This is a genomic window from Pseudomonas syringae group sp. 243L2 (genome assembly GCF_032587875.1).
Classification (GTDB): Bacteria; Pseudomonadota; Gammaproteobacteria; order Pseudomonadales; family Pseudomonadaceae; genus Aquipseudomonas; species Aquipseudomonas amygdali.
Map to the genome: position 1 here is coordinate 12,917 of NZ_JAWHPL010000025.1, position 11,800 is coordinate 24,716.

Genomic DNA, 11,800 nt, shown 5'->3' on the forward strand with positions numbered 1-11,800 from the left:
GTTAATTTTAGGGAGCACCCCATGAGCTTCGGCGCCGATGAAGAAATCCTTCAGGATTTTCTGGTAGAGGCCGGCGAAATTCTGGAGCAGTTGTCAGAGCAATTGGTCGAGCTGGAAAGCCGACCGGATGATGCTGATCTGCTCAATGCAATTTTTCGCGGTTTTCACACTGTAAAAGGGGGCGCCGGCTTCCTCCAGCTCCATGAGCTGGTGGAGTGCTGCCACATCGCCGAAAACGTGTTCGACATCCTTCGCAAGGGTGAGCGTCGCGTTGATTCCGAACTGATGGATGTGGTCCTGGAAGCTCTGGACACCGTCAACAGCATGTTCGGTCAGGTACGTGAACGGACTGACGTAACTGCGGCGACGCCAGAACTGCTGGCTGCGCTTTCGCGACTGGCCGAGCCACAATCTGCCGACGAAGTCGCAGCGCCCGAGCCCGAGCCGGTGGTTGAAGCCGAGGCTCCGGTTGCCGAGCAAGCGGCCAGCGATGACATTACCGATGATGAGTTCGAGCAACTGCTCGATTCGCTGCACGGCACCAGTCCGGTGTCTGCGGCACCATCAGCGGCACCTGCGGTCGCGCCAGCTGGCGATGAAATTACCGATCAGGAATTTGAATCCCTGCTTGATCAGTTGCATGGCAAGGGCAAGTTTGCGGCCGATGCTGTAGCCGCTCCAGCCCCGGCACCTGCTGCACAGAGCAAGGGTGCAGCGCCTGCCGGCGATGAAATCACCGACGACGAATTCGAAGCCTTGCTTGATCAACTGCATGGCAAGGGCTCGTTTGACGGTGCCATAGCCGCTACGGCTGCTGCTGCACCTGCACCTGCGGCCGTTGCTGCCAAGGCACCCTCTGCTGCTGCGGCATCGGACGAAATTACCGATCACGAATTTGAAAGCCTGCTCGACGAACTGCATGGCAAAGGCAAGTTCGAGCCTGATGCGGTCGTTGCCAAGGCACCTGCTCCGGCAGCTGCCATAGCTGCTGCTCCGCCACCGGCTGCCAAGCCTGCTGCGGCGCCTGTACCTGCGGCAAAGGCCGAGCCCGCCAAGCCTGCTCCAGCACCTGCACGCGCTCCTGCACCCACTGGTGAAAAGCCGGTTGCGACTGAAGCCGAAACCACGGTTCGTGTGGATACCGCCCGACTGGACGAGATCATGAACATGGTCGGCGAGCTGGTGCTGGTACGTAACCGCCTGGTGCGTCTGGGTCTCAACAGCGGCGATGAAGCCATGTCCAAGGCGGTTTCCAACCTGGATGTGGTCACTGCCGACCTGCAGACCGCGGTCATGAAGACCCGTATGCAGCCGATCAAGAAAGTCTTTGGTCGCTTCCCGCGTCTGGTACGTGACCTGGCTCGCCAGCTCAAGAAAGAGATCAATCTGGAACTGGTCGGCGAAGAAACCGACCTCGACAAGAACCTCGTAGAGGCGCTTGCCGACCCGCTGGTCCACTTGGTGCGCAACGCGGTCGACCACGGTATCGAAACGCCGGAAGAACGCGAAGCCTCGGGCAAGTCCCGCGGCGGCAAGGTAATTCTTTCGGCAGAGCAGGAAGGCGACCATATCCTGCTGTCGATTTCCGATGACGGCAAGGGTATGGACCCCAACGTGTTGCGCTCGATTGCGGTCAAACGTGGTGTCATGGACAAGGATGCAGCCGATCGGTTGAGCGACACCGATTGCTACAACCTGATCTTTGCACCGGGCTTCTCGACCAAGACCGAGATTTCCGATGTGTCAGGTCGCGGTGTGGGCATGGACGTGGTTAAAACCAAGATCTCCCAGCTCAACGGCTCGATCAACATCTACTCGACCAAGGGCCAGGGTTCCAAGATTGTCATCAAGGTCCCGTTGACCCTGGCGATCATGCCGACCCTGATGGTGATGCTGGGCAACCAGGCTTTTGCCTTCCCGTTGGTCAACGTCAACGAAATCTTCCACCTGAACCTGTCCACTACCAACGTGGTTGACGGTCAGGAAGTGGTGATCGTACGTGACAAAGCCTTGCCGCTGTTCTATCTCAAGCGCTGGCTGGTCAGTTCGGCGGCTCATGAAGAGCAGCGAGAAGGGCACGTCGTGATCCTGACGGTCGGCACCCAGCGCATCGGCTTCGTTGTCGATCAACTGGTCGGCCAGGAAGAAGTGGTTATCAAACCGCTGGGCAAGATGCTGCAAGGTACGCCAGGCATGTCGGGCGCCACCATCACCGGTGACGGTCGCATCGCCTTGATTCTCGATGTACCCAGCATGCTCAAGCGTTACGCCGCACGGCGTATCTGAACCCGGGGGTGCGGGCAGCCTGGCTGCCTGCAACACCTATTGGAGTGTTTATGGCAGTCAAGGTCCTGGTGGTGGATGATTCCGGTTTTTTCCGCCGCCGTGTTACGGAAATTCTTTCTTCGGACCCCAACATTGTAGTGGTTGGCACCGCCACCAACGGCAAGGAAGCGATTGAGCAGGCGCTGGCGCTCAAACCTGATGTCATCACCATGGACTACGAAATGCCGATGATGGATGGCATTACGGCAGTTCGTCATATCATGCAGCGTATCCCCACCCCGGTATTGATGTTCTCGTCGCTGACGCACGAAGGTGCGCGCGTGACGCTGGATGCTCTGGACGCCGGTGCCGTGGATTTCCTGCCCAAGAATTTCGAAGATATCTCGCGCAACCCGCAGAAGGTCAAACAACTGCTGTGCGAGAAGATCAACAGCATTTCGCGCAGTAACCGCCGTTCAAGCGGGTTTGGTGCGGCCAGCGCTGCATCGGCGGCTGCACCGGCAGCGCCGACGTCGTCCAGCCGTGCACCTGCGCCCACCACCGCGCCAGCCCGTGCCGTGCCGACGCGCACTGCAGCGCCTGCCACGGCCCCTGCGGCTCATGCTCACCATGCTCCGGCACACCCGACCACCTCAGGCACGCCCAAGCGCAAGGCATACAAACTGGTGGCCATCGGCACCTCAACCGGTGGCCCGGTTGCGTTGCAACGGGTACTTACCCAGTTGCCAGCCAGCTTTCCGGCACCGCTGGTGCTGATTCAACACATGCCTGCGGCCTTCACCAAGGCCTTTGCCGAGCGTCTCGACAAGCTGTGCAAGATCAGCGTCAAGGAAGCAGAGGACGGCGACGTTCTGCGCCCTGGTCTGGCGTTGCTGGCACCGGGCGGCAAGCAGATGATGGTGGATGCGCGCGGTACGGTGAAGATTCTGCCGGGTGACGAGCGCCTGAATTACAAACCTTGTGTAGATATCACCTTTGGCTCTGCCGCCAAGTCCTACGGTGACAAGGTGCTGTCGGTGGTATTGACCGGCATGGGTGCCGATGGCCGTGAGGGCGCGCGCCTGCTCAAGCAGGCGGGCAGTACCGTATGGGCGCAGGACGAAGCGAGCTGCGTCATTTACGGCATGCCGATGGCAATCGTCAAGGCTGAGCTTGCAGATGCGATCTACAGTCTGGATGACATAGGTCGCCACCTGGTAGAGGCCTGTCTCTGATGGATGTACTCAGTCTTATCGGCCTGATCCTGGCGTTTGTCGCGATCATTGGCGGCAACTTTCTTGAAGGCGGACATCTCGGTGCGTTGCTCAATGGCCCGGCAGCCCTGATTGTACTGGGCGGCACACTGGGTGCGTCGCTGTTGCAGTCACCGATGAGCGCGTTCATGCGTGCCATGAAAATCATCCGCTGGATCATTTTCCCGCCTCGTATCGATCTGCCCGGCGGTGTCGACCGGGTGATCGGCTGGAGCATGACCGCCCGCAAGGAAGGCTTGCTCGGTCTGGAAACGGTCGCCGATTCCGAACCTGACAGTTATGCCCGCAAAGGCTTGCAACTGTTGGTCGATGGTGCCGAACCTGCAGCGATCCGGAGCATTCTTGAAGTGGATTTCATCACTCAGGAAACCCGCGATATTCAGGCTGCCAAGGTATTCGAAAGCATGGGCGGCTATGCGCCGACCGTGGGCATCATCGGTGCGGTAATGGGTCTGATTCACGTCATGGGCAACCTGGCCGACCCGAGCCAACTGGGCAGTGGGATTGCGGTGGCTTTTGTTGCCACCATTTATGGCGTTGCAATGGCCAACTTGATTCTGCTGCCGGTGGCCAACAAGCTTAAAGGCATTGCCCACCGTCAGTCGCGTTACCGCGAAATGCTGCTTGAAGGCTTGCTGTCCATCGCCGAGGGTGAAAACCCGCGCTCCATCGAACTCAAGCTGCAAGGCTTCATGGAGTAACAGCGCATGGCTCGCCGACGTCAGGCCGAAGAACACGAAAATCATGAACGCTGGCTGGTGTCGTATGCCGACTTCATTACCCTGCTGTTCGCTTTTTTCGTGGTGATGTACTCGATTTCCTCGGTCAACGAAGGCAAATACAAGATTCTGTCCCAGGCACTGGTTGGCGTATTCAACGATACCGAGCGCACTATGAAACCGATCCCTATTGGTGAGCAGCGCCCGGTCTCGGTAAAGCCCGCCGAGCCGCTGGTCAAGGACAGCGAACAGACCGATGCCGGAATTGGCCAGGCTTCTGATGATCCGCTGCAGACCATCGCTCAGGATGTTCGCGATGCGTTCGGCGACCTGATCAAGTCCGATCAGATGACGGTGCGCGGCAACGAGTTATGGATCGAGATCGAACTCAACTCCAGCCTGTTGTTCGTCAGCGGCGACGCCATACCCAGCGACAAGGCCTTCACGATCATTGAAAAGGTTTCCGGAATCGTCAAACGCTTCGACAATCCCATACACGTTGAAGGCTTCACTGACGACCAGCCGATCAGCACTGCGCAGTTTCCGACCAACTGGGAACTGTCTTCGGCTCGATCTGCCAGCATTGTGCGCATGCTGGCGATGGACGGTGTCAATCCAGCGCGACTGGCCTCTGTGGGCTACGGTGAGTTTCAACCGATCGCGCCCAATACCACTGCCGCCGGACGCGCCAAGAACCGCCGCGTAGTGCTGGTCATCTCGCGAAATCTGGATGTGCGTCGCAGCCTGACCAGTTCAGGGTCGGCCAATGTGCAACCGGATGCTGCACTGAGGCGTGCTGGCACACAAACTGCACCGGTGCCAGCAAAGCCGCCGGTACGTGCGAACGCCGTCAATTCTCCGTCACCTGCCCCCTAACATCGTATCGGTATGGTCGTTGCTGTACGCAAGGAAAAACATCAATGAGAGTCTGGGCAGTAGCCAACCAGAAAGGTGGAGTCGGAAAGACCACCACGACCATCGCCCTGGCCGGCCTGCTGGCCGATGCGGGCAAGCGTGTGGTCGTGGTCGATCTGGACCCCCACGGCTCCATGACCAGCTATTTCGGGCATAACCCGGACGAACTGGAACACAGTGCCTTCGATCTGTTTCTCCACAAGGGTGCGGTTCCGGAGGGGCTTCCGGGCCAATTGCTGCTGCCGACCAGTGACCAGCGTATCTCGCTGATACCCTCCAGCACGGCGCTGGCCACGCTGGAGCGTCAATCCCCTGGCCAGAGCGGCCTGGGCCTGGTGATCGCTAAAAGTCTGGCGCAGTTGTGGCAGGATTTTGACTATGCGCTGATCGACAGTCCGCCGCTGCTGGGCGTTCTCATGGTCAATGCGCTGGCGGCTAGCCAGCAGTTGGCGATACCGGTACAGACCGAGTTTCTGGCTGTGAAAGGCCTGGAGCGTATGGTCAATACCCTGACCATGATCAACCGTTCGCGCAAGGTGCCGTTGCCTTACACCATCGTGCCGACCTTGTTCGACCGTCGTACTCAGGCGTCGATGGGTACATTGAAATTATTGCGCGACAGTTTTCCCGATCATGTCTGGCAAGCCTACGTGCCGGTTGACACGCGGCTGCGCGATGCCAGCCGTCTGGGGCTGACGCCGTCGCAGAATGACAGTAAGAGTCGCGGTGTGATTGCTTATCGGGCATTGCTCAAGCATATGCTCGCCGAGCAGCTCAATGCTCAGGTGGCCTGACGTGAACGTCCATTCTTTCTACACAGTTTGCTCAAGTGATGCCTCAATGCGGCCGATAACTCTATCAGGTTGCACCTGCTCCATTTTTTGTTGGGCCCCGGTATGAACCGCCCTGTAGAAGTAGCAACACGACCCAAGCTGGCGTTGCAGTCCTATCTGGACGCATTGCTGTACGACGCGACTGAAGTTCTTGAAGAGCCTGTCAGCAGCATCGATGAATTTCAGGCGGCTGTGCTCGAAGAGCAAGCCTTTGATGCGCGGATGCAAGCGCAGATCAAACCGCTGGCGGTTGCGGTGGCCGCGCCGGCTCCGGTGGCTGTAGCGGTAAAGGTTGAAGCGCCTGCGCCGGTGATTGAAGTCGCTCCGGTGATTGTTGCCGAAGTGGTGAAGGTTGAAGAAGCAGTTTCGACCGTTGAGCTGGTCGAGCCGGTCGCTGAGTTGAGCACACTGGTGACCCAGCGCACGCCGACGCCGCCGCCTACCAGTGATGGTCGCCCGGCATGGGCCGCCGAGCCGTTCGAATGCCTGTTGTTCGACGTGGCCGGGCTGACGCTGGCAGTGCCGCTGGTATGCCTGGGGTCGATTTATCCGCTGGCAGGGCAGGAGCTGACGCCACTGTTCGGTCAACCGGACTGGTTTCTCGGGATCCTGCCTTGCCAGGCGGGCAACCTGAAAGTATTGGATACCGCGCGCTGGATCATGCCTGATCGATACCGCGACGATTTTCGCCAGGGATTGCAGTACGTGATTTCGGTGCAGGGATACGAGTGGGGACTGGCGGTGCATCAAGTCAGCCGTTCGTTGCGTCTTGATCCGAATGAGATCAAATGGCGCACGCAGCGAGGTCAGCGCCCATGGCTGGCGGGCACGGTTATCGAGCACATGTGCGCGTTGCTGGATGTTGCAGAGTTGGCCGAGCTGATAGCCAGTGGCGCGGTCAAGCAGTTGAACAAGTCGAAATAATCATGGGTCGATGCCAGTGGCATCACCTGCAAAGAACACACGTGAGGGGTTGGGGTTATGAATAAGTCGTCTGCACAAGGTTCCGAAGATCCTATCCTGCAATGGGTTACGTTCCGCCTGGACAACGAGTCCTATGGCATCAACGTGATGCAGGTGCAGGAAGTGCTGCGCTACACTGAAATCGCCCCGGTCCCGGGTGCGCCAAGCTACGTACTGGGCATTATCAACCTGCGCGGTAACGTGGTCACCGTGATCGATACCCGTCAGCGCTTTGGTCTGGCTCCGGTTGAAGTCAGCGACAATACGCGTATCGTGATCATCGAAGCCGACAAGCAAGTGGTCGGGATTCTGGTCGATAGCGTGGCTGAAGTGGTTTACTTGCGTCAGTCTGAAGTCGAAACTGCGCCAAACGTGGGTAACGATGAGTCGGCCAAATTCATTCAGGGCGTTTGCAACAAGAACGGCGAACTGTTGATTCTGGTTGAACTGGACAAAATGATGTCCGAAGAAGAGTGGTCCGAACTGGAGAACATCTGATTGATCTTTGAGGTAGCTGTCGTCTTCCTGGGCATTCTCTGGGTAGTCACCCTGTTTATGTTCCTGGCCCATACCAGGCGTCAGCGCAAGCTCGATGCCGAGCGTGATGAGGCGGCTGCCTTGCGTGATCAGCGGATCAAGGAGTTGGCCAGACGCCTGGACAACTACCAGAACGGCACGGTGCGCATGGGCGAAGCATTGCACGAGCTGCGTGCCATCGTTGCGCCGTTGCCGGACAAGCTCACTGCACTGGAACAGCGCGATCCCTCCACGCTGTCCTTTGCCCAGGCTGCACGCCTGGTCGGCATGGGTGCCAGCATCGATGAGCTGACCCAGTCCTGCGGCCTGACCCAGGCCGAAGCGCAACTGATGACCAAACTGCACAGCAATACTGCGAGCTAGTTTCTCTTCGGTACACGCCTGCGCTGCCCATTCAAGGTCGGACGCAGAGCGTCCAGACCTGCAACGATAATCTCAACTATCGTGCGACGCTCTGCGTCGCATGCCGTTCTGGGCGCTCTGCGTCCGATTTTGAGTATGATTCTCGTTCCCACGCTCCGCGTGGTAATGCAGTTCGTGACGCTCTGCGTCACACAGCGGTTCTGCGACTTCAGATGCATTGAGGTTCGACTCAGGTCACCTTTTCGCCCCTCGGCGAGTTACTTTGACGGGCCAAAGTAACCAAACCCCCTCGCTCCTGTTTCCGGCCCGACTTCGTCGGGTTCCTTCGCCCTGTCACTGATCCGGGGGTCGCCGCAACGGGCCATCCATGGCCCGGTGCGGCTAGCCTGGCGTCCTGCCAGGCTACCCCCGGATCAGCGCCAGGACTCAGCCGTCACTAAGGTCGCACTCTGCGTCGTCAGTGCCATCGCGATAAAAAAGCGCATTTACGATAGCCGTGAGCGCTGGAGAGTTTGGAACCTGTAACTCAGTCCCTGCGCCCTTACTGCTCGTCCAGCGCAAACTCGGTCAGACAGAACGTCGGGATCTTCAGGTCGTTAAGACGCTTGGAGCCACCCAGTTCCGGCAGGTCGATGATCGCAGCGGCTTCATGTACCTCGGCGCCCATGCGGCGGATGAGGTTGGCGGCGGCGATCAGCGTGCCTCCCGTCGCGATCAGGTCATCGAACATGATGACTGAGTCACCTTCGCACAGACTGTCGGCATGCACTTCCAGATACGCTTCGCCGTATTCGGTCTGATAGGCCTCGGAGAGTACGTCGGCAGGCAATTTGCCTTGTTTGCGAAACAGCACCAGCGGCTTGTTGAGTTGATACGCCACCACCGAACCAATCAGAAAACCACGCGCGTCCATGACGCCGATATGGCTGAAATCGGCTTCTATATAGCGCTGCACGAAGCTGTCGATTACCTGACGGGTAGCCTTGGGCGACTGAAAGAGGGGAGTGATGTCGCGAAAGACCACGCCCGGCTTGGGAAAGTCTACGACCGGGCGTATCAGGGACTTGAAGTTCGATTGATCGAAAGTCATCAGGGGGATCCATGGCAGGTTTGGCCGATAGTTTAAGCCGACCCGCCACAGATCGCACGTATCAGCTTTGCATTGCGCCGCCCGCCAGCGCGCACAGCTCGATCGGGGCGAGGATATGAATCTCTTTGCCTTCTGCAGCAATCAACTGGTTTTGTTGGAACCGGGTGAATACCCGCGACACCGTCTCGACGGCCAGGCCCAGGTGATTACCGATTTCGTTGCGCGACATGCTCAGACGAAACTGATTGGCCGAGAAACCTCTGGCCCGGAAGCGCGCAGACAGATTGATCAGAAACGTGGCAATACGCTCATCGGCGGTCTTCTTCGACAGCAACAGCATCATTTGCTGATCTTCGCGGATCTCGCGGCTCATGACGCGCATCAACTGGCGACGCAGTTGCGGCAACTGCACCGACAGTTCATCCAGGCGTTCAAATGGTATTTCGCACACTGAAGTGGTTTCCAGTGCCTGCGCCGATACCGGGTAAGCCTGGGCGTCCATGCCTGACATTCCGACCAGTTCGCTGGGCAGATGAAAGCCGGTGAGTTGTTCTTCGCCGTTGTCACTGATGTTGAAGGTTTTCAGCGCGCCGGAGCGTACTGCATAGACCGACTCGAAGGTATCTCCCTGACGGAATAGAAACTCGCCTTTTTTCAGCGGACGGCCCCGTTTGACGATCTGGTCAAGGCAGTCCATGTCTTCCGTGTTCAACGAGAGGGGCAGGCAGAGTGGAGCGAGACTGCAATCCTTGCAGTGAGCCTGGTTTTGAGCGCGCAACTTTACTGGCTCGGACATCACTTAATTCCTTGTGGGAAAACACACATAAGCCGTAAGGGTACCTCACCCTTGCTTGTCGGGGCCAGCCTACAAAGCCTTCTGTACCCTCAAGGTTCCAGAGCGGCTGCCGATAAGCCCGTATTCCCTCGGATGAACCAGGATGCCTTGGCATGTCAACGACACTTCCGTTGATCAACAGTATTACGATACGTACTGCGACTTCGCAGATTACGTACAGCAGCCAGACCAGCGAAAGCAGCGTCGAGACGCCTGCCGGTGAGGCGAAGGGCGTTGAAGTCAATCTGTCGTCAGCAGGCAAGGCTGCCGCTGCGTCGTCTTCCAGAAATGCCGATATCGAGCAGAGCGGCCTGCCGGCTTCCGTGCAGAAGATCCTCAAGGCTATTCGCGAGCTTCAACGCAGGATCGCGGAAACCATGGAGCAGATCCAGAAGGCTCTGAAGGACCCGAGTCTGAGTCCCGAGGAGCGCCGCACCAAGGCCGCGGCGCTACAGACCGTGCTCACCACATTGCAGGCGCAGGTGAGCAATTCCACGGCCGATTTGTCGTCGCTGATGAACAGCCTGAACTCCAGCGACGCCGACAAGACCAAGGCGGGCATGCTGGTTCTGGCCAAAATGTAGAACCAGGCCGCTGCTCATACCACCCGGGAGAACTGCTGCCTGTTCTGCCGGGTCAGGTACGCATCGAAGACCATGCACACAGCACGCACCAGCAACCGGCCTGCCGGTTTCACTTCAATTCCCGCGGCGCTCAACGCAATCAGCCCGTCCTTCTCCATGCCAAGCAGTTGTGGCCATGCGTCGCTGAAATAGCCTCTGAAATCGATGGAGAATGCTTTTTCAATCTCGGCGAAATCCAGCATGAAGTGGCAGATCAACTGCTGAATGACTGCGCGTCTTATCCGGTCGTCATCGCTGCACATCAGCCCTCGTCTGGTTGCTGGCTGGTCGCTGTCCAGCAGCCTTTGATAGTCGCTCAGGTCGCTGCTGTTCTGACTGTACAGCTCGCCAATCTGGCTGATGGCCGAGACGCCCAGCCCGATCAGATCACAGTGACCATGCGTGGTGTAGCCCTGAAAATTGCGTTGCAGGGTCAGGTCTTCCTGGGCGATAGCCAGCTCATCGTCGGGCAGGGCGAAATGGTCCATGCCGATGTAGCGATAACCGGCGTTGCCCAGTTGCTCGACGGTGCGCTCGAGCATGAGCAGTTTGCTCCGGGCATCCGGCAGTTCGGCCGTGTCGATGCGCCGCTGCGGCATGAAGCGTTCCGGCAGGTGGGCGTAGTTGAACACAGACAACCGGTCGGGCTGTAATTCGATGATTTCATCCACTGTGCGGCTGAAGGCTTGCGCGGTTTGTCTGGGAAGGCCGTAGATCAGGTCGATATTCACAGAACGAAACTGCAGCGTGCGGGCGGCTTCGACGATGGCGCGGGTTTCCTCCAGGCTTTGCATGCGGTTGATCGCCCGTTGCACGGTCGGGTCCAGGTCCTGCACGCCAAGGCTGACCCGGTTGAAACCCAGCTCGCGCAGCAGGCCCATGGTCGACCAGTCCGCTTCGCGAGGGTCAATCTCGATGCCATAGTCGCCGGAGTCATCTTCCAGCAAATTGAAATGCGCGCGCAGCTGCGCCATCAACCGACGCAGTTCAGCATGACTCAGGAAGGTCGGCGTGCCGCCGCCCAGGTGCAGTTGCTCCACTACCTGACCGGGTGCCAGGTGGCAGGCGAGCATCTGTATTTCGTGTTCGAGCCGCTGCAGGTAAGCCTGCGCGCGTCCGCGGTCCTTGGTGATGACCTTATTGCAGGCACAGTAGTAACAAATGTTCGCGCAGAAGGGCAGATGCACATAGAGCGACAGCGGGCGCAACGCCTTGCGGCTTTCCCGCAGAGCATGCAACAGGTCAAATGCGCCTATTTGTGTGTGAAGTTGCACTGCTGTCGGATAGGACGTATAGCGCGGTCCTGCCACATCATAGCGACGGATCAGGTCTGAATCCCAACGAATGGCGTCAAGCATGCGCACGTTTCCCGGTCAGGCTGGC

General features: G+C 58.6%; 12 protein-coding genes. 9 read left to right on the top strand and 3 right to left on the bottom strand.

Going from position 1 to position 11,800, the window contains the following annotated elements:
* Positions 1-21 precede the first annotated feature (21 nt).
* From RYB66_RS18515 to RYB66_RS18550, 8 genes are all read left to right on the top strand, one after another.
* A complete protein-coding gene (locus RYB66_RS18515; protein WP_005744580.1) occupies positions 22-2,286 on the top strand; it encodes a chemotaxis protein CheA in 2,265 nt (754 codons plus the stop codon).
* Between the two features lie 50 nt (positions 2,287-2,336).
* Positions 2,337-3,500: a chemotaxis response regulator protein-glutamate methylesterase gene (locus RYB66_RS18520; RefSeq protein ID WP_002554267.1), complete on the top strand. Its 1,164-nt coding sequence runs from the start codon at positions 2,337-2,339 to the stop codon at positions 3,498-3,500.
* Positions 3,500-4,240 (top strand): flagellar motor protein, encoded by a 741-nt coding sequence (locus RYB66_RS18525; RefSeq protein ID WP_002554266.1) that lies wholly within the window; start codon positions 3,500-3,502, stop codon positions 4,238-4,240. The genes RYB66_RS18520 and RYB66_RS18525 overlap by 1 nt, the downstream gene beginning before the upstream one ends.
* A gap of 6 nt (positions 4,241-4,246) precedes the next feature.
* Positions 4,247-5,134 carry a flagellar motor protein MotD gene (gene motD / locus RYB66_RS18530; protein WP_004664478.1) on the top strand — a complete coding sequence of 296 codons (888 nt, stop codon included), beginning with the start codon at positions 4,247-4,249 and terminating at the stop codon, positions 5,132-5,134.
* A gap of 44 nt (positions 5,135-5,178) precedes the next feature.
* Positions 5,179-5,967 carry a ParA family protein gene (locus tag RYB66_RS18535; protein WP_002554264.1) on the top strand — a complete coding sequence of 263 codons (789 nt, stop codon included), beginning with the start codon at positions 5,179-5,181 and terminating at the stop codon, positions 5,965-5,967.
* A gap of 102 nt (positions 5,968-6,069) precedes the next feature.
* A complete protein-coding gene (locus RYB66_RS18540; RefSeq protein ID WP_005780463.1) occupies positions 6,070-6,930 on the top strand; it encodes a CheW domain-containing protein in 861 nt (286 codons plus the stop codon).
* A gap of 57 nt (positions 6,931-6,987) precedes the next feature.
* Positions 6,988-7,467, top strand: a complete 480-nt coding sequence (locus tag RYB66_RS18545) for a chemotaxis protein CheW (RefSeq protein WP_003370201.1) — start codon at positions 6,988-6,990, stop codon at positions 7,465-7,467.
* Positions 7,468-7,869 (top strand): DUF2802 domain-containing protein, encoded by a 402-nt coding sequence (locus RYB66_RS18550; protein ID WP_004644274.1) that lies wholly within the window; start codon positions 7,468-7,470, stop codon positions 7,867-7,869. It abuts the gene before it with no gap.
* Between the two features lie 541 nt (positions 7,870-8,410).
* Here the strand turns inward: RYB66_RS18550 and RYB66_RS18555 are convergent.
* The gene (locus RYB66_RS18555) at positions 8,411-8,959 is read right to left on the bottom strand and encodes an adenine phosphoribosyltransferase (protein ID WP_005744586.1); all 549 of its coding nucleotides are present in this window, start codon (positions 8,957-8,959) and stop codon (positions 8,411-8,413) included.
* A 61-nt stretch (positions 8,960-9,020) separates the two neighbouring features.
* Positions 9,021-9,755, bottom strand: a complete 735-nt coding sequence (gene fnr / locus RYB66_RS18560; RefSeq protein ID WP_005744587.1) for a fumarate/nitrate reduction transcriptional regulator Fnr — start codon at positions 9,753-9,755, stop codon at positions 9,021-9,023.
* 152 nt (positions 9,756-9,907) lie between these two features.
* On the opposite strand from fnr, the gene RYB66_RS18565 reads away from it, so the two are divergent.
* Complete coding sequence (locus RYB66_RS18565; protein WP_004658764.1) at positions 9,908-10,378, top strand: hypothetical protein; 471 nt, start codon at positions 9,908-9,910, stop codon at positions 10,376-10,378.
* Between the two features lie 14 nt (positions 10,379-10,392).
* On the opposite strand, the gene hemN is transcribed toward RYB66_RS18565, so the two are convergent.
* On the bottom strand, positions 10,393-11,775 hold the full coding sequence (hemN, locus tag RYB66_RS18570; protein WP_005780467.1) for an oxygen-independent coproporphyrinogen III oxidase: 1,383 nt from the start codon (positions 11,773-11,775) through the stop codon (positions 10,393-10,395).
* Between the last annotated feature and the right edge of the window lie 25 nt (positions 11,776-11,800).